The sequence below is a fragment of the Hydrogenophaga sp. PML113 genome (genome assembly GCF_001777155.1).
GTDB classification, from domain to species: Bacteria; Pseudomonadota; Gammaproteobacteria; order Burkholderiales; family Burkholderiaceae_C; genus Hydrogenophaga; species Hydrogenophaga borbori.
In genome coordinates this window covers 179,439-202,746 of sequence record NZ_MIYM01000006.1, presented here as the reverse complement: position 1 = coordinate 202,746, position 23,308 = coordinate 179,439, and the positions used below count along the sequence as shown (strand labels likewise).

Here is a 23,308-nt window from a genome sequence, read left to right as displayed (position 1 = left end):
CACGCGCGCTCGCGCATGCACACACGTGCGCGCGCTTGTCGTGCGCGCACCCACGCGCGCACTCGCATGAAACAACCTTACCAAAGAAATCCGACGTGACGAAAACCCCGCGCTCGCCCTCGGCACGCACCCCATCCCCGGCCAAGTCCAGCGACGCGCGCCGCATCCAGACGCGCCGCTCCGGGGTGCACGGCAAGGGCGTCTTCGCGCTGGTGGACATCGCGCCGGGCGAAACGCTGATCGAGTACACGGGCGAGGTCATCACCTGGGCGGAAGCGCTGGACCGCCACCCGCACGACCCGAGCGACCCCAACCACACCTTCTACTTCCACATCGACGAAGAACATGTGATCGATGCGAAGTACGGCGGCAACTCGGCGCGCTGGATCAACCACAGCTGCAAGCCCAACTGCGAGGCCGACATCGAGGATGGCCGCGTGTTCATCCGCAGCCTGCGCGCCATCGAGGCCGGCGAGGAGCTGTTCTACGACTACGGCCTCGTCATCGACGAGCCGCTCACGCCCAAGCTCAAGGCCCAGTACCCCTGCTGGTGCGGCGCCAAGAAGTGCCGCGGCACGCTGCTGGCGCCCAAGCGCGGCGGGCGCGCCACCAAGCTGGGGTAAGACCATGAGCGCCTCGCTCGCGGGCGGTGCCGAGGCCATCTGGCAGGCGGTGGTGCCCGACCTGCCCGGCTTCACGGTCGAGGTGCTGGAAGAGGTCGATTCCACCAACACCGAGCTCATGCGCCGCGCGCGCACCGCGCCGCTGGACCCGGTGCTGCTGGTGGCCGAGCGCCAGACCGCCGGGCGCGGTCGGCTGGGACGCGGCTGGCACAGCCGGCCCGGCCAGTCGCTCACGTTTTCGCTCGGCCTGTCGCTGGCGCCGCGCAGCTGGTCGGGTCTGTCGCTCGCGGTGGGCCTGGTGCTGGCCGAGCAACTGCACCCGGACGTGCGCATCAAGTGGCCGAACGACCTCTGGCTCATGGGCCGCAAGCTCGGCGGCATCCTGGTCGAAACGGCGGGCCACGCCGATGACCGCGAAGGGCCACGCTCGGTGGTGATCGGCGCGGGCATCAACGTCGCGCGGCCGGCCGAATCGGCGCTCGCTGGCGCACCCGCCAGCCCCATGGGGGGCGTGCCGCCGGCCGGGCTGGCCGAGGTGGAAGTGGGCGTGACCCCCGCCGAGCTGCTGCCCCGGCTGGTGCCACCGCTGGTGCGCGGGGTGCTGAGCTTCGCCAGCGAAGGTTTTGCACCGTTCGCCGCGCGCTACGCGGCGCGCGACGCGCTGAAAGACCGCGAGCTGCGCCTGAGCGATGGCAGCACCGGCAGCGCCTGCGGCGTGGCCGAGGACGGCGCGCTGCTGGTGCGCGTGAACGGCCAGTTGCGCCGCGTGGACAGTGCGGAAGTGAGCGTGCGCCCATGTTGAGGTGGACGATCGCCGTGCTGCTGGCGGCCAACGGCCTGTATTTCGCCTGGACGCAGGGTCACCTCGCGGCCATCGGCTTCCCACCGACCAGCGAGCCGCGCGAACCGCAGCGCCTGACGCAGCAGATCGCGCCCGAGCACGTGCGCCTGCTCAATGGGCCGCGCGGCGCTGAGCCGCCCACCACGCCGGCCCCGGCGCCCGCGCCCGAATCCGCCATCCCGGCCCACCCTGCCGTGGCCGCGGCGCCAGCGTCCGTGGAGGCGCCGCCCCTCACGGCCCCGGCGGCGCCCACGGCCACGCCGACCGCTGCCGCACCGGCCGCGGCCAATGAGCCGCGCGCCTGCTGGCAAGCCAGCGGATTCAGCCCCGAGCAGGCCGAGCTGCTGCGCGCCGAGCTGCGCCTGCTCGGCCTGGGCGGCAGCGACTGGCAACTCACCGAAACACGCAGCCCCGGGCGCTGGATCGTCTACATGGGGCGCTACGACAGCGCCGAACAGGCCGCCCGCAAGAAGGCCGAGCTGCGCGCCATGGGTGTGGAATTCCGTGACGTCAACACCAGCGGCCTGGCGCCCGGCATCGCGCTGGGCACGTTTTCCAGCGAGGAAGCGGCGCGGGAAGGCCTGCAGCTGGCCGAGCGGCGCAACGTGCGCACGGCCCGCGTGGTGCAGGAGCGCGCCGAGGGCCTGAGTTATTCGCTGCGTCTGCCGGCCATCGGCGAGACCGTGCGCGCGCGCATCGAGGCCCTGGGCCCGGCCATGGCGGGCCGCAGCCTGCAACGCTGCAACTGACGCGTCCGATCCGGCGCGCGAAACCGGGTGGCGCTCAACGGCGGCGGCGCGAAGCCCGCGCCACGCCCAAGCCCCACAACGCCAGCCCCAGGCCCCACCAGGCCCCGAAGGCGCCGCCGCCGCCCCCCGTGGCTGGCGGCGTGGGCGGGGCCACCGCGCGCACGACGACGGCGTCGCTGCCGGTGCCGCCGTTGCTGTCGGTAACCTTGAGCCGGAACACCCAGCGGCCCTCCACGGCGGGCAGTTGCACGCCGGTCACGGACTGGGTGTTGTTGGGGATGGCGACGGCGGTGGTGCCGCTGTCCTGGGTCCATTGGTAGCCCGTGAGGGTCGCTGGCGCGAGCGCCACGCTGGCCTGGCCATCGAGCGTGACAAAAGCGCCCGGCACCACGACGTTCACCGCCTGGATCACGGCGGCAGGGCCCGTGGCCAGCTGCAAGGACCGGTCCGCGTCCAGCAGGCCGGCGCCGCAGGTGGTGGGGGTGCACTGGCACACCCCACCGTTGGCCGGGCCGCAGGCCAGCCCGCCCGCCACGGTGTGCGACCGCACCCCGGCCTGCATGCGCTCCATCAGCGCCTGCGGGGTGAGGTGGGGGTTGAGGGCGAGCATGAGGCTGGCCACGCCGGCGGCCTGGGGCGCGGCGAAGCTGGTGCCTTTCTTGTAGCCATAGGTGTCGCCGCCCGGCCCGGTGAAGCCGGCGTTCGTGGTCGAGTAGAGGTTGTCGGGGTCCAGGGGCGTGGTGCCCGACCCGCCCGGCGCGGCCAGGGCCACGTTGGCCCCGAAGTTGGAATAGTCCGCCTTGGCGCCGTCGCGCTGCACCGAGGCCACGGCCATCACCCCCTGGCAATCGGCCGGGCGCGTGAGCGGGCCCGACTCGTTGCCTGCGGCCACCACCAGCAAGGCGCCCGCCGCCCGCACGTCGTCCACGGTGGTCTGGTACGCCGGGCTGCAGGCCGAGCTGCCACTGAAACTCAGGTTGATCACACGCGCCGGCGTGGGATTGGCCGGCACCCCGGCCACCGGCAGGCCGGCGGCCCAGCGCACACCGTCGAGCAGGTCGGACACCAGGGCGCCGCACTTGCCCGACACCCGCACGGGCAGGATGCGCGCCTCCCAGTTGAGGCCCGCCACCCCGATGCCGTTGTCGGTCGCCGCGGCGATCTGGCCGGCGATGAAGGTGCCGTGCCAGGAACTGAAGGCCAGGTCGCAGCCGGAGAACAAGGGGTTGCCGAGATCGGTCGGAGAGATCCAGTCGCCGGGGTCGGTCGCATCGGCGTCCCGGCCGTTGCCGTCGTTGGCCACCTGCAACTCGCTCACGAAGTCGTACCCCGCGAGCAACTTGCCGGCCAGGTCGGGGTGGCTGAAGCGCACGCCGCTGTCCACCACGGCCACGACCGTGGATTGGAGTCCGGTGCGGAGATCCCACGCGGGCGGCAGGTTGAGCCCCGCCGGTTCGCCGTCGCCCGGGCCGCGCAGGTGCCACTGCAAGCCGTAGTTCGCGTCGTTGGGCACCAACTGCGGGCGCACGAGGACGTTGGGCTCGACCCAGGCCACATCCGGGTGCAGGCGCACGCGGCGCAGGGCGTCGGCCAGCGCGCGGCCCTGCATCGGGCGGTCGAAGCGCAGCAGGGCCGCGCGGCCCGCCTCGCCGACGGAGACGGCGCGCACACCGGTGTCGCGCGCCAGCCGCTCGGTTTGTTCGCGCGAGCGCTGGGTCGCCCGTTGCCAGGCGCCGGCCAGGCGGGCCTCGCGGTCGGCCCAGGGGCCGCGGTCGGTTTCCTCGCGGCTCAGCGGATTGGCGCCGTCGCGGTAGCCAACGATGAGGCCGAAGGCCGGTGCATCGCCACTGGCCACCGGCTGCGCGGCCAACACGTTCCCCAAGACCAGAGCGGCCAGGGCCAGCACACATCCGCGCAACAGCTTTGAAACCATGGGCGGGTTGTAGCACGCGGGCACACCAAATTTTCGGCGCCTCCGACCGGGCCCATGCGGAGTTACCCCAGAAGGAATTTGCAATTCCTTTTCATCACATGGCCGACGCCATTCTTTGGCCGTCGAACCAGGCCAGGGCCTCGTTCCAGAGGGGCTGGGCGCGCGGGCGGAAGTAGCCCATGTGCCCGATGGGACCCAGACCGTCGCGGCGCGAGTCCAGGGTCACGGCCTTCACGGGCGCGTTGCGGTAGCCGGCCATGAAGGCGTCGCGCGAGGCCGGCGGCGCCCAGGCGTCGTCGAGCGCATTGACCGCCACGATCGGAAAGCGCACGGCGTCGAAGCGCGCGGTCACCTCGCGCATCTGCGGGTCGTCGAAGAAGTAGCGCGGGAAGCGGCACCAGTGGCGCCACTGGCGGTAGACGTCGATCGGCAGGTCCTCGCCCATGCCGAGCTTGCTCCAGGGCAGGTAGCCGGCCAGGCGCGTGGCCACGGGGCCGATGAGGTTCCACATGATCTGCACGCGCAGGCGCTCGAGCGGCGGCATCCAGCCGTGCCAGCCGGCGCCGGTGGCGAAGGTGTAGGCCGCGTCCACGTGCTCCGGGTGCGGCAGCAGGCCCAGGGCGTGCCCGCCGTAGGAATGGCCCACCAGCCACAGCGGCACGCCGGGCGCGCGCATGGCGGCCACGGCCGCGGCCAGGTCGAGCCGGCCCCAGTCGAGGTAGTCCATGCGAAAGCCCTTGAGGCTGTTCGGCGCCGAGCGGCCGATGCCGCGGTAGTCGAGCGTGAGCACGTCGACGCCTTGCGCGGCCACGTGCTGCGCGAAGCGCTTGTAGAAACCCTGGGGCACCGCCGTGGCGCCGCCCACCACGAGGTGCGCGCGCGGCGGCGCCGGGCCGCGGTAGCGGTGGGCCGCCAGCGGGTAGCCGTCGGCGGCGTGCAGGGTCAGGGACTCGATGCGCACGGCGTCGGCCGCGCGGTCCTGGGTGAGGGGGTTCATGGCGAGGGCTCCTGAAAAGGGGCGCAGGACGGGTCGGCCGACAGCAGGGCCAACAGGGTGTCGGTGGCGCGCTGTATGGGCTCGGCGCTGTGCGCGACGCGCGACTGCAGCAGGCCACCTTCGTAGGCAGCGACGATGAGCGCGGCCAGGCCCTGGGCGCGCTCGGCGGGCAGGCCGGCGCCGGCCAGGCCCTGGGCGATGCGTTCGCGCACGCGCCCGAAGGCGCGCGCCAGGGCCTCGCGCAGGGCGCGGTCCTCGGGCCCGGATTCCAGCGCCACCGTGGCCAGCGGGCAGCCGGCCTCGAAGCCGGTCTCCTGCAGTCGGGCGGTGGCGCCGGCGATCCAGCGGCGCAGGGCCAGCAGCGGGTCGGGCGTGCCGGCGAGCAGCTTGTCCAGGCCGGCGGTCATGCGCTCCACCACCTGGTCGATGGCGGCCACGGCCAGCTCGGTCTTGCCGCCCGGGAAGTGGTGGTAGAGCACGCCCTTGGGCGCCTGGGCCGCCCGCAGCAGCTCGGTCAGGCCAATGCCGTGCAGGCCGCGCCGGCGCAGGGCGTCGGTCATGGCGGCGATGAGGCGCTCGCGGGCGGGCTCGACAGGCGGTGGGGCGGGCATGCGAGCCATTCTCTAGACCGATCGGTCTAGCGTCAATGACCCCCGGCGGTCAAGCTGTCGTCTGGGCGACGCGGCGACCGGTGCCGAGGCGAAGCGCCGGTCGCCGCTGTCTTGGCTGCTCCGGGCCTTTCCGCCCACAAAAAAAGCGCCCGAAGGCGCCTTTTCTGCGGACGCGAGCGACGGCTTACTTGGCCACCACGCGCGCCATTTCCAGGCACTTGTTGGAGTAGCCCCACTCGTTGTCGTACCAGCTCACCACCTTGATGAAGGTGCCGTCGAGCGCGATGCCGGCGTCGGCGTCGAAGATCGAGGTGCGGGCGTCGCCGCGGAAGTCGGTGGCGACCACCTTGTCCTCGGTGTAGCCCAGCACGCCCTTGAGCTTGCCCTCGCTCTGCGCCTTCATCTCGGCGCAGATCTCGGCGTAGGTGGCGGCGCTGTTGAGTTCCACCGTCAGATCGACCACGGACACGTCGCTGGTCGGCACGCGGAAGCTCATGCCGGTGAGCTTCTTGTTGAGCTCGGGGATCACGACGCCCACCGCCTTGGCCGCGCCAGTGCTGCTGGGGATGATGTTCTCCAGGATGCCGCGGCCGCCGCGCCAGTCCTTGTTGCTGGGGCCGTCCACGGTTTTCTGCGTGGCGGTGGCGGCGTGCACGGTGGTCATGAGGCCGCGCTTGATGCCCCACTTGTCGTTGAGCACCTTGGCCACCGGGGCCAGGCAGTTGGTGGTGCAGCTGGCGTTGCTGATGATGGCCTGGCCGGCGTAGGTCTCGTGGTTCACGCCGTAGACGAACATGGGCGTGTCGTCCTTGCTGGGCGCGGACATGATGACCTTCTTGGCGCCCGCGGCCAGGTGCTTCTCGGCGCCGGCCTTGTCCAGGAAGATGCCGGTGGACTCGATCACCACGTCGGCGCCAACCTCGCCCCACTTGAGCTCGGCCGGGTCTTTCACCGCGGTCAGGCGGATCTTCTTGCCGTTGACGATGAGGCTGGAGCCCTCGACCTTCACGTCACCGTCGAAGCGGCCGTGCACGCTGTCGTACTTGAGCATGTAGGCCAGGTAGTCGGGTTCGAGCAGGTCGTTGATGGCGACCACTTCGATGTCCTTGAAGTTGGCGACCGCCGCGCGGAACACCATGCGCCCGATGCGCCCGAAACCGTTGATACCGACCTTGATCGTCATGCTGTCATCTCCAGGGGTTGATTCGGAAAAACCGGAAAAGGATCACTGCCCGGCGAGCACGGCGCGCACCGTGTCCGCCACGTTCTGCTCGGTGAAGCCGAAGTGCTTGAACAGCACCGGCGCGGGCGCCGACTCGCCATAGGTGTCGATGCCGACCACGGCCGAGACACCGTACTTCCACCAAAAATCGGTGACGCCCATCTCGACCGCGATGCGCGGCAGGCCGGCGGGCAGCACGGCCTTCTTGTAGGCGGCGGCCTGGCGGTCGAAGCGGGTGGTGCTGGGCATGGACACCACGCGCACCGCGATGCCGTGCTCCTGGGCCAGCAGCGCCTGCGCCTTGAGCGCGAGTTGCACCTCGGAGCCGGTGGCGATGATCACCGCCTGGGCTTTCTGCTTGCCGGCGGGTTCGGCCAGCACGTAGGCGCCCTTGGCGATGTCGCCCAGGCCGTTCTTGGGCAGGTAGGGCAGGTTCTGGCGCGACAGCAGCAGCGCCGTGGGCCGGTCGCGGTTCTCCAGCGCCACGGTCCAGGCCACGGCGGTTTCCGCGGTGTCGGCGGGGCGCCAGACGTCCAGGCCCGGGATCAGGCGCAGGCTGGCGGCGTGCTCGATCGACTGGTGCGTGGGGCCGTCCTCGCCCAGGCCGATGGAGTCGTGCGTGAAGACGTGGACCACGCGCTGCTTCATCAGCGCGGCCATGCGAATGGCGTTGCGCGAGTAGTCGCTGAAGGTGAGGAAGGTGCCGCCGTAGGGGATGTAGCCACCGTGCAGGGCCACGCCGTTCATGATGGCGGCCATGCCGAACTCGCGCACGCCGTAGTTGATGTGGCGGCCCAGGCGGCCGGCCTCGTCGCGCACCACGTTGCCGGCGATGTCCAGGCGCAGCGGCGGCGTGGATTTGGTATTGGTGAGGTTGGAGCCGGTGAGGTCGGCGCTGCCGCCCAGCAGTTCGGGCAGCGCGGCGGTGAAGTGCTCCAGCGCGAGCTGGCTGGCCTTGCGGCTGGCCACGGTCTCGGCCTTGGCGTGGGCCTGGCGGGCCGCGTCGGCGGCCAGCGCGGCGAAGTCCTTCGGCAGCTCGCCCTTCATGCGGCGCTCGAACTCGGCGGCCAGCTCGGGGTGGGCGGCGCGGTAGGCGCGAAAGCGCGCGGTCCAGTCGGCCTCGGCCTCGGCGCCGGCGGCTTTCGCGTCCCAGGCGGCGTAGACCTCGTCGGGCACCACGAAGGGCGCGTGCGGCCAACCCAGGGCCTCGCGCGTGAGCTGGATTTCCTCGGCGCCCAGCGGCTCGCCGTGCGCCTTCGCGGTGTTGGCGCGGTTCGGGCTGCCCTTGCCGATGTGCGTCTTGCAGACGATCAGCGTGGGCTGCTCGGGGTGGCGGCGCGCCTGGGCGATGGCCTGGTCCACCGCGTCCGCGTCGTGGCCGTCGATGGGGCCGATGACGTTCCAGCCGCAGGCCACGAAGCGCAGGGCGGTGTTGTCGATGAACCAGGGCGTGACCTTGCCGTCGATGGAAATGCCGTTGTCGTCGTACAGCGCGATGAGCTTGTTGAGTTTCCAGGCGCCGGCCAGGGCCACGGCCTCGTGGCTGATGCCCTCCATGAGGCAGCCGTCGCCCAGGAACACGTAGGTGTGGTGGTCGACGACGGTGTGGCCGGGGCGGTTGAATTCGGCGGCCAGCAGCTTCTCGGCCAGGGCCATGCCCACGGCGTTGGTGATGCCCTGGCCCAGCGGGCCGGTGGTGGTTTCCACGCCGGGCGTGATGCCCACCTCGGGGTGGCCGGCGGTCTTGCTGTGCAGCTGGCGGAAATGCTTCAGCTCCTGCAGGGGCAGCGCGTAGCCCGTGAGGTGCAGCAGCGAGTAGATGAGCATGGAGCCGTGCCCGTTGGACAGCACGAAGCGGTCGCGGTCGGCCCAGTGCGGGTTCACCGGGTTGTGCTTGAGGTGGCGGCCCCAGAGCGCGACGGCCATGTCGGCCATGCCCATGGGTGCGCCGGGGTGGCCGGAGTTGGCGGCCTGCACGGCGTCCATCGCCAGAGCGCGGATGGCGTTGGCCATGACCAGGGGAGAGACGGTGACGCCGGCGGAGTCGCTCATGAAGACCTCGGGTGGGGTGGGGGCGCGGCGTGGGCGCGTCGCGCGCCGCCCAGCCTGGGGAAAACCCCGGATTTTAGCGACTGGGCCCGCGCCGGCCGCTCGCGCGGGGGGTATCGGCCCTGGCGGCCGGGCGCGCGGCCCACCGTACGATGGCCGCCACCGCCCACCCGAGCCCATGACCGATCTGCCTTCCCCCGCGCTGCTGGCGATCTTCGCCGGCGCGGCGCTGGTCGTGTGGTGGGCCGGCGTGCGGCTCACCCAGGCCACCGACCGATTGGACCAGGCCTTCGGCTGGGGCGACGAGATGGGCGGGCTGGTGTTGCTGGCGCTGGTGACCAACCTGCCCGAGATCGCCATCACCGCCAGCGCCGCGCTGGGCGGGCGCGTCGAGGTGGCCGTGGCCAACCTGCTGGGCGGCGTGGCCATCCAGACCCTGCTGCTGGCGCTGTTCGACGCCGTGGGCCACCGCGGCGCGGTGCCGCTGTCCACCCGCGTGGCCTCGCCCCAGGCGCTGGCCGAGGCGCTGATGGTGGTGGCGCTGCTGGCCCTGGTGCTGCTGGGCCACTGGCTGCCGGCCGACGCCCTCCGTTTCGGCGTCACGCCGGACGGCGCGCTGACCGTCTTCGCCTGGCTGGGTGGCCTGTTGCTGGTGCGCCGGCTCAGCCAACGCCCCTCGGCCGCGCCCCGCCGCCCTACCCGCCGTCCGTCGGACGGCCTGCGCGGCGCTGGTCTGCTGTTCGCCGCCTGCGCCTTGCTCACGCTCATCGGCGGCGTGCTGCTCGAGCGCAGCGGCGACGCCTTGGCCCGGCACTGGGGCATCGACGGCGTGCTCTTCGGCGCCACCGTGCTCGCCGCGTCCACCGCCTTGCCCGAGGTCGCCACCGGCCTGGCGGCCATGCGGCGCGACGAGCCCGCGCTGGCGGTGAGCGACATCCTGGGCGGCAACGCCCTGCTGCCCGTGCTGCTGGTGCTGGCCACGGCGCTGGCCGGCCAGGCCGTGATGCCTGGTGCCAGCGCCGAGACGCTGTACGTCACCGCCCTGGGCCTGCTGATGACCGGCGTCGTCGCGGCCGGCCTGCTGTGGCGCCCGCGCCGCAAGCGCCTGGGCATGGGGCCGGACAGTTGGGCGCTGCTGCTGGTCTACGCGGCCGGCATGGCCGGCCTGTTCGCCCTGACCGGTCGCTGAGCCACCGCAGGGCGGCTACAGTCGGGACCTAGCCCCTCCACCATGGCCCACCCTGCCCACGCCATCCTCCTGGCCGCCGGCCGCGGCAACCGCATGCGGCCGCTGACCGACCAGTTGCCCAAGCCCCTGCTGGTCGTGCAGGGCAAGCCGCTGCTGCAATGGCACGTGGACGCCCTGGCCGAGGCCGGCTGCGCCGACCTGGTGATCAACACCGCCTGGCTCGGCGAGCAGATCCCCGCGCATTTCGGCCCATACCCACGCAGCAGCGAAGGCCTGGCGCTGGACATCGCCTACTCGGCCGAGGGCGAGGACTTCGGCTACGCGCTGGAGACCGCTGGCGGCATCGCGCGCGCGCTGCCGCTGCTGGACGAGGTGTTCTGGGTCGTCGCGGGCGACGTCTTCGCGCCCGGCTTCCCCTTCGCGCCCGAGGCGCTGGAGCGCTTCGCGCGGGGCGAGCGCCTGGCCCACCTGTGGCTGGTGCCCAACCCCGAGCACAACCCCCGCGGCGACTTCGGCCTCAGCCCCGAAGGCCTCGCGCTCAACCTCGTTGCAGGCGCCGAGGCCCCGCGCCACACCTACAGCACCATCGGCCTGTACCGGCGCGCGCTGTTCGAGGCGCCGTGGTTCGACATCCCGCCCGGCAACCCGCAGGGCCGCGCCGAGCCGCTGGCGCCGCTGCTGCGCCGGGCCATGGACGCCGGCCGCGTGAGCGCCGAGCTGTACCCGGGGCCCTGGACGGATGTGGGAACGCCCCAGCGTCTGGCCGAGTTGAACCGGCAGGAGCCCCCACGCTCCACGGCGGCGCGGGTCGCGCCCCCCCAAGGGCGCTGATCCGGCGGCGGGCGGGCGGCGCCGGATCGCCTCTGGACCCCGCGCCCCGGCGCTTGCCGCCACAATGGCGCGATGGACGCTTCGACCCACTTCCGCCTCTACGCCGAGCGCCGCGCGCGCCTGGCCTCGCAACTCGGCCCCGGCGGCATCGCCATCGTGCCCACCGCGCTGGAACGTCCGCGCAACCGAGACACCGACTTCATCTACCGGCACGACAGCTACTTCTACTACCTGAGTGGCTTCGCCGAGCCGCAGGCCTGGCTCTTGATCACCGCCGAGGGCCGCACCACGCTGTTTTGCCAGCCCAAGGACCTGGAGCGCGAGATCTGGGACGGCATCCGCCTGGGCCCCGAGGCCGCGCCGGCCGCGCTGGGCGTGGACGAGGCCTTCTCCGTCGCCGAACTCGACCAGCGCCTGCCCCGGCTGCTGGAGAACCGCGCGGTGGTCTGGTACCCCTTCGCCACCCACACGGGCCTGGAGGGCCGCATCGACGGCTGGCTGCAGAAGGTGCGCGCGCGCGTGCGCTACGGCGCCCTGTGCCCCGAAAGCCAGCGCGACCTGTGCACCCCGCTCGACGAGATGCGCCTGGTGAAGGACGCGCACGAACTGGACATCATGCGCCGCGCCTCGCGCATCAGCGCGCGCGGTCACATCCGCGCCATGCAGCGCAGCGCCGCCATGCTGCGCGCCGGGCAGGACGTGCGCGAGTACCACCTCGACGCCGAGCTGCTGCACGAGTTCCGCCAGGGCGGCTCGCAGTACCCGGCCTACGGCAGCATCGTGGCGGCCGGCGCCAACGCCTGCATCCTGCACTACCGCGCCGACGCCGCGCCCATCCGCGACGGCGAGCTGGTGCTGATCGACGCCGGCTGCGAGCTCGACGGCTACGCCAGCGACATCACGCGCACCTTCCCCGCCAACGGCCGCTTCACCGGTCCGCAGCGCGCGGTCTATGAGCTGGTGCTGGCCAGCCAGGAGGCGGCCGTGGCCGCCACCAAAGCCGGCGCGCGTTTCATCGATCCGCACGAGGCCACCGTCAAGGTGCTCGCCCAGGGCCTGCTCGACCTGGGCCTGCTCGACAAGAACAAGGTGGGCGCGGTGGACGACGTGATCGCCCAGCGCGCGTACTTTCCGTTCTACATGCACCGCACCGGCCACTGGCTGGGCATGGACGTGCACGATTGCGGCAGCTACGTCGAGCCGTCCGAGGTCGGCCAGGTCAGCGAGCGCCAGGACCCGCTGTCCGGCGAGACCATCAAGGACCGCCCGAGCCGCATCCTGCGCCCGGGCATGGTGCTCACCATCGAGCCGGGGCTGTACATCCGCCCCGCCGAAGGCGTGCCCGAGCGCTTCTGGAACATCGGCATCCGCATCGAGGACGACGCCGTGGTCACCGAAACCGGCTGCGAACTGATCACCCGCGACGTGCCGGTGGCGCCCGACGCCATCGAGGCCCTGATGCGGGGCTGAGCCGACTACTGCAGCGTGCGGTGCTCCGGCAGGAGGGGCATCAGCCCGGCGGCGGGCGCCGCGGCGCTGCCCAGCTCCAGCAGCCAACGCGAACTCAGCCGGCCCAGCAACACCCGCATGGGCCGCGACAGCGCCGGGTGCTGCGCCATCTCGGTGAGATTGCTCACCACCTTGCCGACCATCAGTTCGCGCTGGCACACCGGACCGCTGTGCTGGGCGCAACCGGTCATGAGCGCGAGCGTGCCGGCCAGCAGCGCCTCGACGGGCGGCAGGCTGTATTCCTCGTCGGCGTGGGTCGGAAAGGACGGCTTCATGGGGTGCTCCGGCGGTGACAGGCTGGCCATCATGTGAGAACAATTCTCATTTGCAAAGGCCGCACCCCTTTTCCCCAGCGGCGATGGGCTCACAATCCCCCGGCCGCAACAACGACAAGGAGAGTCACATGCAAGGCGACAAGAAAGTGATTGCCCACCTTCAGGCGCAACTGAAGAACGAGCTGACGGCGATCAACCAGTACTTCGTGCACTACCGCATGCTCAAACACTGGGGCCTGGACAAGCTCGCGAGCAAGGAATACGAGGAATCGATCGGCGAGATGAAGCACGCCGACAAGCTGATGGACCGCATCTTCATGCTCGACGGCCTGCCCAACCTGCAGGATCTGGGCAAGCTCGGCATCGGCGAGGACGTGCCCGAGATCCTGCGCTGCGACCTCACGCTCGAGCAAGGCGCGCAGGCCACCATCAAGGAAGGCATCGCGCACTGCGAGGCCGTGCGCGACTACGTCTCGCGCGACCTGCTCCAGACCATTCTGGACGACACCGAGGAACACATCGACTTCCTGGAGACGCAGATCGAGCTGGTCGAGAAGGTCGGCCTGCAGAACTACCTGCAAAGCCAGATGGGTTCGGTGAGCTGAGGCGACTCAGGGGAGAAGCCGCCCGTCGGGCGGTTTTCAAGAAGGCTTGCGCAATGAATGCGATCCATTATCATTTGCAGAAGTTTCTTGGTACCCAACCCCATGATCGTCTGCGTTTGCCACCGCGTCAGTGACAAGACCATCGCCCAGTGCGCCCGGTCCGGCATGGCGTTTGACGACATCCAGCTCGAACTCGGCGTGGCCACGCAGTGCGGCCAATGCGAAGGCTGCGCGCGCTCGGTCTTCGCCGAATGCGCCCCGGGCCAGGTCGTGGCCCACCTGCAGCGACAGACCGCCGAACAGGCCCGCCAGGTCGAACGCGCCTGAGCCCGCTCGCCCGCCCAGGGCGAGCCCATTCCCCCCTTCCCAGTCACAAGCCCTTCACCCGGGACGCCCTGTGTGCTCTCCCGGGTTTCGGTGTGCCCGACTTAGAATGCGAATTCGCCTTTCGCATGGCAAAAATCAAGGCCGGAGACGTGCATGACCGCATCGAACACCCCTGAGGACAAACGCGCCGAACTGCGCCGCGCCGCGCTGCAGTACCACGAGCAGCCCCTGCCCGGCAAAGTGGCCATTGCCGCCACCAAGCCCTTGTCGAACCAGCGCGACCTGGCCCTGGCCTATTCGCCCGGCGTGGCCGCCCCCTGCGAAGAAATCGTGGCCGACCCGGTCAACGCCTTCAAGTACACCGCCCGCGGCAACCTGGTGGCGGTCATCACCAACGGCACGGCCGTGCTGGGCCTGGGCGACATCGGCCCGCTCGCCGCCAAGCCGGTGATGGAAGGCAAAGGCGTGCTGTTCAAGAAGTTCTCGGGCATCGACGTCTTCGACATCGAGATCAACGAAAAGGACCCGGACAAGCTGGTCGAGGTCATCGCCGCGCTGGAGCCCACCTTCGGCGGCATCAACCTCGAGGACATCAAGGCACCCGATTGCTTCTACGTCGAGCGCAAGCTGCGCGAGCGCATGAAGATCCCGGTCTTCCACGACGACCAGCATGGCACCGCCATCGTCGTCGGCGCGGCCATCCTCAACGGCCTGAAGGTGGTGGGCAAGGACCTCAAGGCGGTCAAGCTGGTGACCTCAGGCGCTGGCGCCGCCGCCCTCGCCTGCCTGGGCCTGCTGGTCAAGCTGGGCCTGCCGCGCGAAAACATCTGGGTGACCGACCTGGCCGGTGTGGTCTACGAGGGCCGCACCGAGCTGATGGACGAGGACAAGGTGCAGTTCGCGCAGAAGACCAGCGCACGCACCTTGGCCGAGGTCGTCGCGGGCGCCGACATCTTCCTGGGCCTGTCGGCCGGCGGCGTGCTCAAGCCCGAGATGGTCAAGTCCATGGCGGCACAACCGATCATCCTGGCGTTGGCCAATCCGAACCCCGAAATCCTGCCGGAAGACGTGAAGGCCGTGCGCGACGACGCCATCATGGCCACCGGCCGCACGGATTACCCGAACCAGGTCAACAACGTCCTGTGCTTCCCCTACATCTTCCGTGGCGCGCTCGACTCGGGCGCCACCACCATCACGGACGAGATGGAGATCGCCTCCGTGCACGCCATCGCCGAGCTGGCGCAGGCCGAGCAGAGCGAAGTCGTGGCCGCCGCGTACGCGGGCGAGAAGCTGGCTTTCGGCCCCGAATACCTGATCCCCAAGCCCTTCGACCCGCGGCTGATGATCAAGATCGCGCCCGCGGTGGCGCAGGCCGCGGCCGACAGCGGCGTGGCCTTGCGCCCCATCACGGACATGGCCGCCTACCGCGAGAAGCTGCAGGGTTTCGTGTTCGCCTCCGGCACCGTCATGCGGCCCATCTTCTCGGCCGCCAAGCTGGCGCAGCGCAAGCGCGTGGCCTACGCCGAGGGCGAAGAGGAGCGCGTGCTGCGCGCTTGCCAGATCGTGGTGGACGAGGGCCTGGCGCGGCCCACGCTGATCGGCCGCCCGGCCATCATTGCCCAGCGCATCGAGAAGTTCGGCCTGCGCCTGAAGGAGGGACTGGACTATGACGTGGTCAACGTCGAGCAGGACCACCGCTACCGCGACTTCTGGCAGACCTACCACCGCATGACCGAACGCAAGGGCGTCACCCAGCAGCTCGCCAAGATCGAGATGCGCCGCCGCCTCACGCTCATCGGCACCATGCTGCTGCACAAGGGCGAGGTCGACGGCCTCATCTGCGGCACCTGGGGCACCACCCAAGGCCACCTGCACTACATCGACCAGGTCATCGGCAAACGCGCGGGCGGCAGCCCCAGCACCGCGCAGGACGTGCGCGTTTATGCCTGCATGAACGGACTGATGCTGCCGGGTCGCCAGGTCTTCCTGGTCGACACCCACGTCAACCACGACCCCACGCCCGAGGAGCTCTGCGAGATCACGGTCATGGCGGCCGAAGAGATGCTGCGCTTCGGCATCCAGCCCAAAGCGGCCCTGCTGTCGCACTCCAGTTTCGGCTCCTCCAACGAGCCCTCCGCCGTCAAGATGCGCCGCACGCTCGACCTGCTGCGCGACCAGGCGCCCTGGCTGGAGGTGGACGGCGAGATGCACGGCGACGTGGCGCTGGACCCGGTCGCGCGCGCCGCGCTCATGCCCAATTCCACCCTCAAGGGCGTGGCCAACCTGCTGGTGCTGCCGAACATCGATGCGGCCAACATCGCCTACAACCTGCTGAAGACGGCGGCCGGCGGCAACATCGCCATCGGCCCGGTGCTGCTCGGTGCCGCTCAGCCGGTGCACATCCTGACGCCCAGCGCCACCGTGCGCCGCATCGTCAACATGACGGCCCTGACAGTGGCGGACGCCAACGTGGCACGCTAGGGCATTCAAGCAAAGCGGGCGCTAACTTTTTTTGACGGTTTTCGCCCTGCCGACTGCCTGTTTTTTAGGCATTCGCTTGCGTTTTGGCGCCGGTTAGGGCACACTCTCGCGCTTGAATTCAGGGTTAACCCCAGGACATTGGCCCAGGGTTGACCCGCATCAGGAGCAAGCCAACCTCATGGATTTGCGGCGGGTACGCCAGCACTGGGGCAGGGGAAAAGCCGGCTTATTTGCGGCTGTCGCGGCCACTGTGGTCGCCAGCGCAAGCACCTTTTTGGTGCAGGCCCGCGGCCCCGAGTCCCCCGTCCTCGCCCCTGCCGCGTCCATGTCGGTATCGGCCCTGCCAACGCAGGGTCAGCAGGTTCTGGGCCAGATCCGCCAGGGTGGGCCCTTTCGCTACGAAAAAGACGGCACTGTCTTCTTCAATCGCGAGGGTCTGCTGCCCAGGGAACAGCGGGGGTACTACCGGGAATACACCGTACCCACTCCGGGTTTGAACCACCGGGGAGCGCGGCGTATTGTGTGTGGCGGCGCGCGGCCCGCCGCGCCTGATGCCTGTTATTACACCGAGGACCACTACTCGAGCTTCAAGCGCATCGTGCAGTGAGCCTCCGGCGATCGATCGGTATTTCAACCTTTGACTGTGAAAGAGACGCGGAGATGGACACGCCACTTCGTAATGTGCGACCCAACATCGTTCAGTCGATTCGCGCCTATGGCGTGAAAGACCTGCAAGCGGCGGCCGAGTACCTCGGCCACCACTTCCTCTACGCCAACCTGGCCAAGGCGCAGAGCAAGCAGGACGTGCTGGAGTTGATCGCCGCCCAGTACACCTTGCCCGCGCACTTCGGCAAGAACTTCGATGCGCTGTACGACTGCATGACCGACATGGTCCACAAGTCCGGCCCGCAGACCGGCTTCATCGTGGTGCTTGAGCACATCCCCGCGCACAGCAAGTTCGACAAGGAAGCGCGTGAGCAGTTGCTCGACATCTTCCGCGACGCCGCCGACTACTGGAGCGACCGCAAGATCCCGTTCCGCTGCTTCTATTCCTTCTCGGTGGCGCGCAGCCCCAAGGGGGAGGAGCCGATCGAAGTGCAGAACGAGGAACCCATGCCGACGGACAAAATCCTCGACGTGAGCCCGCAGGCGCTGCGCATGAGCAGCCCATTCAACGCCGGGTACTGGCTCGCCGCGGCGTGAACAACGCCCCCCGCGCCGCGCCAGCGGCGCGTCACTCCCCACGGGGGGGCGGCACCTGAGGACCGGCGAAGCCGGATCCTCGGTGCCACTGGATGAGCCCCGACACTTGTCGGGGCTTTTTCATGCCTGCGTGGTTTGCGCCAGTGCGACGTATTCGCCCACGGACACTTCCTCGGCCCGGCGCTGCAGATCGAAACTTCCGGCCGCGTTGCGCTGCTCCAGCCACTTGCCCAGCGTGTGACGCAGCAGCTTGCGGCGCTGGCTGAAGGCGACTTGCACGAGTTCGGCCAAGTGCTTCGGATCAAGAACCGGTGGCTCGGCCAAGGGCAACATGCGCACCACGGCGCTGTCGACGCGCGGCGGTGGATCGAAGGCCTCAGGCGGCACGAACAGCACGTTCTCCATGGCGTAGCGCCACTGCAGCATCACCGACAGGCGCCCGTAGTCGGCCGTGGCGGGCGCGGCGACCATGCGGTCGATGACCTCCTTCTGCAGCATGAAGTGCTGGTCCTGCACGGCAGCGACGTGCTCGAGCAGGTGAAAGAGGATAGGCGTGGAGATGTTGTAAGGCAGGTTGCCGACCACCCGCAAGGGGCCGGACGCGGCCGCGCGCAAGGCGCTGAAATCCACCTGCAGCACGTCGGACTCGACCACGTCCAGCTGACCGTGGTCGCGCAGCCGCGCCGCAAGATCGCGGTCGAGTTCGATCACCGTCAAGCGGCCGAGCCGCTCGACCAGCGGCTGCGTGAGCGCCGCCAGGCCCGGGCCGATCTCGACCATGGGCTGGCCGGGACGCGGATCGATTGCTCGCACGATGGCGTCGATGACGCCGGTGTCGGTGAGGAAGTGCTGCCCGAAGCGCTTGCGCGCGATGTGCTTCACGGCTGCGGGTCTTCGCGCATCTCGACGTAGGCGCGCGAGCGCACGTCGCGCGCCCACAGCGCCAGGGCCTCGTCCATCTTCTGCTCGCGCACGACCATGCGCAGGCGCTCGCGCTGCTGCTTCTCGTCGAGTTGCACGTTGCGGCGCTCGTCGACGCGAATGAGGTGCACGCCGAAGCGCGAGACGATGGGTTCGGAAACCTCACCCGGGCGCAGGCGGTTCATGGCCTCTTCGAACTCAGGCACGAACTGGCCGGGCAGGGCCCAGCCCAGACTGCCGCCGTTGGCGGCCGAGCCGTCCTGGCTGTTCTCGCGCGCCAGCGTTTCGAAGTTGGCCGTGCCTGCCGCGATGCGCTGGCGGAAATCGCTCAGGCGCGCGATGGCGGCCTCGGGCGTGAGCTGCGCGCTCGGCCGCAGCAGGATGTGGCTGGCGCGCGTCTGCGTCACGCTCATGGAGGGCATGCCGGCCTGGCGCTTGTCGTTCACCTTGAGCACGTGAAAACCGGCCGGGCTGCGCAGCGGGCCGGCGATGGCGCCCGGCGCCAGGTCGCGCGTGCTGCTCACGAAAAGATCGGGCAGCCGGCTGGCCGAGCGCCAGCCAAACTCGCCGCCATTGACGCGCTCGGCGGCGTCGGAGAACTCACGCGCGAGCGCGGCGAAGTCCTCGCCGGCGCGGGCGCGCTCGGCCACGCGCTGCGCGCGCGCCTGGCGCTCGGCCACCAAGGCCTCGCTGGCGTTCTCGGGCACCAGCACCAGCACGTGACTGAGGTTGAGTTCGAGGTTTTCGATGCCGCTGCTGCCCTTCTGTTCGCGCAGGTACTCGTCGATGTCGGCGTCGGTGACCCGCACGCGCGAATCGACTTCGCGGTCGCGCAGGCGCTGCAGCAGCTGCTGCTGGCGCAGCTCCTCGCGGAAGCGGTTGATGTCGTAGCCATCGGCGCGCAGCCGCCGGCGGAACTCTTCGTGGCTCAGGCTGTTCTGGGCGGCGATGTTCTGCTCGGCCTGATCGATCTCGGCGTCGCTCACACGCAGGCCGCTTTCGCGGGCCAGGTGCAGCTGCGCTCGCTCGTTGATGAGCTGCTCGACCACCTGGCGCAGCAGCACCTCGCGCGGCGGGGCGTTGGTGATGTTGCGCTGGGCGATGGTCTGCTCGACCTGGCGCAGGCGCTGGCGCACCTCGTGGTTGGTGACGGGCTCGGAATTGACCAGGGCGACGATGTAGTCGGCCGTGCGGCTGCCCGCGGCGGGCGCGGTGGCCGAGGGCAGGGTGAGGCCGCCCGGGGTGCGCAGGGTCTGCGCCGGCAGGGCGGCGGGCCACAGCAGGGCCAGGCCCAGGGCAAGAGCGGTCAGGAAGGGGCGGTCAGTCATAACGTTGGAACCGGCTCGGCGGGTTGATTTCTTCGCGCAGGTATTGGTAGCGCGGCACGTTGTCCCTGAGGGTCTGCAGCGGGTTGGAGCCGAGGCGCGTGAAGCCCGTGAATTCGAGCTGGAACAGGATGCGTTGGTTCGCCGAGGCCGCGCTGCGCTGGAGCCTTTCGAGCACCACGCGCCCGATCCAGCAGCCGGCATCGTACTCAAAGCCAGCCACCAGATCGACGATCTTGCGGTCGGGCACGCTGTAGTTGACGCGACCCACGCCATACCACTGGCCGGGGCCGAGGGCCTGGCCGGGCACGGCCTCGGGGCTGCGGCCGAAGATGCCGCTCAGCGGCCACTGCCAGCCAATGTCGAACTGCTCGGAGGCGCCTCGCTGCAGGCGCCAGGCGGCGCTGAGCACGCGGTAGGGCCCGGGCGTGTAGCGCGCGCTCACGGTGGTGCGCACGGACTCGTTGCTGCTGGGGTTGTACTGGAAGGTGGTGTCGAGCAGCCAGCGCGGCGTCCACTGCACGCGCGCGGCCAGCAGCACGTCGCTGAAGCGCTCCTGCACGGGGGTGCCGCCGGGCAGCGTGACGTCCTGGTCGGCCAGCAGGTAGCGCTGCGCGATGCCCAGGCGCACGATCTCGGCACCGGTGCCGGGGTCGAGCAGGCGCGAGCTCACGCCCAGGGTGACACCGCGCGTGTCGGAGATGCGGTCGTTGCCGGTGAAGACGTTGTCGGAGTAGATGGTCGCGAGGTTGAAGTCGGTCGCGGCCGAGTCGTAGTTGGGCAGGAAGCTCTGGTCGCGGTAGGGCGTCCAGGTGAAGTAGGCGCGCGGCTCCAGGGTCTGCAGGAAGGCGCGGCCGAAGTAGCTGGCGTCGCGCTCGAAGACCAGGCCGCTGTCCAGGCTGACGGTGGGCACGGCGCGCGAGGCGCTGCGCTGGCCGTTGGCCAGGGGCTGGTCGAAGTTGTACTGCGTGCTGTGCAGCCGCGCGCGCGGCTCGATGAACCAACCCGGCGTCTGGAAGCGGTGGCTGATGGTCGCGACGGCCATTGCGCGCTCGCCGTTGGGCTGGCCGGTGAGCAGGGGATCGGACTCGAAGCGGGTGTACTCGCCGTAAACCGACACCGCGCCGCGGCCCGACAGGCCGCCCCAGTTCAGGTCGCTCAGGCCGTAGTTCAGGCCCAGCGAGGGCAGGCGGTCGTAGGGCGGCGTGATCGGCGTATCGATGTCCTGCAGCGTCTGCCAGGTGTAGACACCGGCCGAGGCCGACCAGGGGCCCTTGCCCCAGCTGACCACGGCGTCGCTGGGCAGCAAGCGCTGCGTCAGCGTGGCCGAGGCGCGCGGGAAGTCGCGCCAGTAGTTGTCGTCGCTCACCCGGTTGAGGTTGAGCGACAGGCCGGAACTGCCACTGCCGCCCAGGCGGTTGAGGGCGTTGCTCAGGGCCTGCGTGTGCTGCAGCGTGTAGCTCCAGCGGTCCTCGCCGCGCAGGCGGTCCGAGGGCATGAACGAGCCGCGCAGGCGGCCGGTGTAGTCGGGCTGCAGGTAGCGGAACTCGGCGCCGATGTCGATCCCGCGCTTGGTCATCAGCGTGGGGAACAGCGTCAGGTCGTAGTTCGGCGCCAGGTTGAGGTAGTAGGGCAGCGTGAGCTCGAGGCCGCTCAGGTTGTCCAGGTTGATGGCCGGCGGCAGCAGGCCCGACTTGCGCTGGTCGCTCAGCGGGAAGGTGAAGTAGGGCGCCCCCAGGATGGGCACGCCCTTGAATTCGAGCGCGCCGCCATAGGCCGTGCCGACCTGCTCCACGTTGTCGAACTCGATGCGGTTGGCGCGCACCAGCCAGGCCGGCATCCAGTCGGCGCCCGGCACGCGCGGGCAGGTGCTGTAGCGGGCCTGGTGCGCGGTGGAATGGTCCTGGTCCTGGAAGTCCATGCGCGCGGCGTCGCCGCGGCCATTGTTGTTGAGCAGCTCGAACTGCGGCTGGTCGAAGTAGCCCTTGAAGGTGTCCACGTTGAGCCGCAGCTCGGGGCCCATGAACCGGTCGCCACTGCGGTTGACGAGCACGTTGCCTTCGGCATGGGCCTCGCGCGTGCCCTCGTCGAAGCTCAGGCGGTCGGCGCGGATCACGGTGTCGTGGCGGCGCAGCTCGGCCTCGCCCTCGACGGTGGTGGACTCGCCGGTGTGGCCTTCGATGCGCTGGCCGGAGACGAACGTGGGCGTCTGGCTGCGCACGTCGGCCGGCAACTGCTCCTGCAAGCGCAGGCTGGGGCGCAGCGTGAGGCCCTTGTCCTGCGCCTGCGCGGCGCTGGCCAGGCAGGCGCCGACCACCGCCGCGGCCACCGGCGCGAGCGCGTACCGGACAGGAGAACGAGACAGAAGGGTGCGGCGTTTCAAGATCGGGCCCGGCGGCGTTCGGGCCGCGCACGCTGGCGTTGGAGGCGTTTGTAGAATCCGCCGGATTATTCCACGGGGCCCGTCGCGGGCCTGGCGCCCAGCCCCCCACCTCCCCCAGCCATGACCCCGCCGCCGACGACCGTCGCGTGGGCCGACCCGCAGCGCGAGGCGGCCTTCCATTCCTGGCTCGCGCCGCTGGCGCGCCAACATCGCCTGGTCCCCGCCAGCCTGCGCCCGGCCTCGGCCGACGCGAGCTTTCGCCGCTACCTGCGGCTGGACGACGAGGCCGGTGGCAGCGCGATCGTGATGGACGCGCCGCCCGACAAGGAAAACAGCGAGCCCTTCGTGCGCATCGCCGAGCTGATGCGCGCGGCCGGCCTGCGCGTGCCGCAGGTGCTTGACTGGGACCGGGCCCACGGCTTCCTGCTGCTCGACGACCTGGGCACGCAGACCATGCTGGACGTCATCGACGCCGCGCAACCCCAGGCCAACGCGGACCTCTACCGCGACGCCCTGGCCGCCTTGCTGCCCTGGCAGCAGGCCAGCCGCCCCGGCGTGCTGCCACCCTACGACGAGGCCGTGCTGCGCCGCGAACTGCAGCTCTTCCCCGACTGGTACCTCGGGCAACACAAGGGCCTCGTGCTGGACGACAGCCAGCAGCAGGTCCTGCGAAAAACCTTCGACCTGATCGTGGCCCGCGTGCTGGCCATGCCCATGGTCTACGTGCACCGCGACTTCATGCCGCGCAACCTGATGGTGCTGCGCGAGCGCGGCGATACGCCGGCCACGCAGCTCGGCGTGCTCGACTTCCAGGACGCGCTGCACGGCCCGATCGCCTACGACATCGCCAGCCTCATGCGCGACGCCTTCCTCAGCTGGGAGGAGGACTTCGTCATCGATGTCACCGTGCGTTACTGGGAACAGGCGCGCAAGCTTGGCCTCATGGACTTCGAGGACTGGCACGCCGACTTCGGTGCCTTCTACCGCGCGGTGGAGTGGATGGGCCTGCAACGCCACCTCAAGGTCGCGGGCATCTTCGCGCGCCTCACGCTGCGCGACGGCAAGCCCAAGTACCTGGCCGATGCGCCGCGCTTCATCGCCTACATCCGCGCCACCGCCCACCGCTACCGCGAGCTGGCGCCGCTGCTGCGCCTGATCGACGGGGTGGAGGGCCTGCAGGCGGCCAGCGGCTGGTCCTTCGGCAGGACATGAGGCCACACCCCCGCTGCGCCGC

General features: G+C 70.3%; 20 protein-coding genes and 1 pseudogene. 12 read left to right on the top strand and 9 right to left on the bottom strand.

The genetic code is table 11. The features are described 5' to 3' along the window. Nucleotides 1-164: 164 nt before the first annotated feature. Genes BHU06_RS13670 through BHU06_RS13660 form a run of 3 tightly spaced genes read left to right on the top strand, consistent with a single transcriptional unit; the run spans nucleotide 165 to nucleotide 2,213 of the window. Nucleotides 165-623 (top strand): SET domain-containing protein, encoded by a 459-nt coding sequence (locus BHU06_RS13670; RefSeq protein WP_139147075.1) that lies wholly within the window; start codon nucleotides 165-167, stop codon nucleotides 621-623. Nucleotides 624-627: 4 nt separating this feature from the next. Continuing rightward, the gene (locus tag BHU06_RS13665) at nucleotides 628-1,425 is read left to right on the top strand and encodes a biotin--[acetyl-CoA-carboxylase] ligase (protein WP_070399734.1); all 798 of its coding nucleotides are present in this window, start codon (nucleotides 628-630) and stop codon (nucleotides 1,423-1,425) included. Beyond that, entirely contained in the window at nucleotides 1,419-2,213 is a 795-nt protein-coding gene (locus BHU06_RS13660; RefSeq protein ID WP_070399733.1) for an SPOR domain-containing protein, read from the top strand. Before BHU06_RS13665 ends, BHU06_RS13660 begins: the two co-directional genes overlap by 7 nt. A gap of 34 nt (nucleotides 2,214-2,247) precedes the next feature. On the opposite strand, the gene BHU06_RS13655 is transcribed toward BHU06_RS13660, so the two are convergent. From BHU06_RS13655 to tkt, 5 genes are all read right to left on the bottom strand, one after another. Then, nucleotides 2,248-4,146: a S8 family peptidase gene (locus BHU06_RS13655; protein WP_083293227.1), complete on the bottom strand. Its 1,899-nt coding sequence runs from the start codon at nucleotides 4,144-4,146 to the stop codon at nucleotides 2,248-2,250. A 94-nt stretch (nucleotides 4,147-4,240) separates the two neighbouring features. Next, nucleotides 4,241-5,143, bottom strand: a complete 903-nt coding sequence (locus BHU06_RS13650) for an alpha/beta fold hydrolase (RefSeq protein WP_070399731.1) — start codon at nucleotides 5,141-5,143, stop codon at nucleotides 4,241-4,243. Continuing rightward, on the bottom strand, nucleotides 5,140-5,754 hold the full coding sequence (locus BHU06_RS13645) for a TetR/AcrR family transcriptional regulator (protein WP_254668174.1): 615 nt from the start codon (nucleotides 5,752-5,754) through the stop codon (nucleotides 5,140-5,142). Before BHU06_RS13645 ends, BHU06_RS13650 begins: the two co-directional genes overlap by 4 nt. Before the next feature lie 184 nt (nucleotides 5,755-5,938). Continuing rightward, entirely contained in the window at nucleotides 5,939-6,937 is a 999-nt protein-coding gene (gene gap / locus BHU06_RS13640; RefSeq protein WP_070399729.1) for a type I glyceraldehyde-3-phosphate dehydrogenase, read from the bottom strand. A gap of 42 nt (nucleotides 6,938-6,979) precedes the next feature. Beyond that, nucleotides 6,980-9,028, bottom strand: coding sequence for a transketolase (gene tkt / locus BHU06_RS13635; RefSeq protein WP_175442855.1), 2,049 nt, complete (start codon nucleotides 9,026-9,028; stop codon nucleotides 6,980-6,982). 175 nt (nucleotides 9,029-9,203) lie between these two features. Between tkt and BHU06_RS13630 the strand changes: the two genes are divergently transcribed. The 3 genes from BHU06_RS13630 (at nucleotide 9,204) to BHU06_RS13620 (ending at nucleotide 12,515) form a co-directional block, all read left to right on the top strand. Beyond that, nucleotides 9,204-10,214 carry a sodium:calcium antiporter gene (locus BHU06_RS13630; protein ID WP_070399727.1) on the top strand — a complete coding sequence of 337 codons (1,011 nt, stop codon included), beginning with the start codon at nucleotides 9,204-9,206 and terminating at the stop codon, nucleotides 10,212-10,214. Nucleotides 10,215-10,256: 42 nt separating this feature from the next. Next, on the top strand, nucleotides 10,257-11,045 hold the full coding sequence (locus BHU06_RS13625; RefSeq protein WP_070399726.1) for a nucleotidyltransferase family protein: 789 nt from the start codon (nucleotides 10,257-10,259) through the stop codon (nucleotides 11,043-11,045). A gap of 72 nt (nucleotides 11,046-11,117) precedes the next feature. Then, nucleotides 11,118-12,515 (top strand): aminopeptidase P N-terminal domain-containing protein, encoded by a 1,398-nt coding sequence (locus BHU06_RS13620; RefSeq protein WP_070399725.1) that lies wholly within the window; start codon nucleotides 11,118-11,120, stop codon nucleotides 12,513-12,515. 5 nt (nucleotides 12,516-12,520) lie between these two features. Here BHU06_RS13620 and BHU06_RS13615 read toward each other — a convergent pair whose 3' ends face one another. Then, entirely contained in the window at nucleotides 12,521-12,829 is a 309-nt protein-coding gene (locus BHU06_RS13615; protein ID WP_139147070.1) for a hypothetical protein, read from the bottom strand. A gap of 128 nt (nucleotides 12,830-12,957) precedes the next feature. Between BHU06_RS13615 and bfr the strand changes: the two genes are divergently transcribed. The 5 genes and pseudogenes from bfr to BHU06_RS13590 all read left to right on the top strand — a co-directional run. Further along, nucleotides 12,958-13,434 (top strand): bacterioferritin, encoded by a 477-nt coding sequence (gene bfr / locus BHU06_RS13610; RefSeq protein WP_070399723.1) that lies wholly within the window; start codon nucleotides 12,958-12,960, stop codon nucleotides 13,432-13,434. A gap of 102 nt (nucleotides 13,435-13,536) precedes the next feature. Continuing rightward, on the top strand, nucleotides 13,537-13,761 hold the full coding sequence (locus tag BHU06_RS13605) for a bacterioferritin-associated ferredoxin (RefSeq protein WP_070399722.1): 225 nt from the start codon (nucleotides 13,537-13,539) through the stop codon (nucleotides 13,759-13,761). A 153-nt stretch (nucleotides 13,762-13,914) separates the two neighbouring features. Further along, nucleotides 13,915-16,242: an NADP-dependent malic enzyme gene (locus tag BHU06_RS13600; RefSeq protein ID WP_070399721.1), complete on the top strand. Its 2,328-nt coding sequence runs from the start codon at nucleotides 13,915-13,917 to the stop codon at nucleotides 16,240-16,242. Between the two features lie 178 nt (nucleotides 16,243-16,420). Then, the gene (locus BHU06_RS13595) at nucleotides 16,421-16,849 is read left to right on the top strand and encodes a ribonuclease domain-containing protein (protein ID WP_083293226.1); all 429 of its coding nucleotides are present in this window, start codon (nucleotides 16,421-16,423) and stop codon (nucleotides 16,847-16,849) included. Between the two features lie 53 nt (nucleotides 16,850-16,902). Continuing rightward, nucleotides 16,903-17,298 (top strand): annotated as a pseudogene (locus BHU06_RS13590) (barstar family protein); the annotation flags it as partial. Nucleotides 17,299-17,565: 267 nt separating this feature from the next. Here the strand turns inward: BHU06_RS13590 and rsmA are convergent. Genes rsmA through lptD form a run of 3 tightly spaced genes read right to left on the bottom strand, consistent with a single transcriptional unit; the run spans nucleotide 17,566 to nucleotide 22,074 of the window. After that, nucleotides 17,566-18,327 (bottom strand): 16S rRNA (adenine(1518)-N(6)/adenine(1519)-N(6))-dimethyltransferase RsmA, encoded by a 762-nt coding sequence (gene rsmA / locus BHU06_RS13585; RefSeq protein ID WP_070399719.1) that lies wholly within the window; start codon nucleotides 18,325-18,327, stop codon nucleotides 17,566-17,568. Beyond that, nucleotides 18,324-19,694: a peptidylprolyl isomerase gene (locus tag BHU06_RS13580; protein ID WP_070399718.1), complete on the bottom strand. Its 1,371-nt coding sequence runs from the start codon at nucleotides 19,692-19,694 to the stop codon at nucleotides 18,324-18,326. The genes rsmA and BHU06_RS13580 overlap by 4 nt, the downstream gene beginning before the upstream one ends. Continuing rightward, nucleotides 19,687-22,074, bottom strand: coding sequence for an LPS-assembly protein LptD (gene lptD, locus BHU06_RS13575; protein WP_070399717.1), 2,388 nt, complete (start codon nucleotides 22,072-22,074; stop codon nucleotides 19,687-19,689). Before lptD ends, BHU06_RS13580 begins: the two co-directional genes overlap by 8 nt. Before the next feature lie 120 nt (nucleotides 22,075-22,194). On the opposite strand from lptD, the gene BHU06_RS13570 reads away from it, so the two are divergent. Next, on the top strand, nucleotides 22,195-23,286 hold the full coding sequence (locus BHU06_RS13570; protein ID WP_070399716.1) for an aminoglycoside phosphotransferase family protein: 1,092 nt from the start codon (nucleotides 22,195-22,197) through the stop codon (nucleotides 23,284-23,286). Nucleotides 23,287-23,308 lie beyond the last annotated feature (22 nt).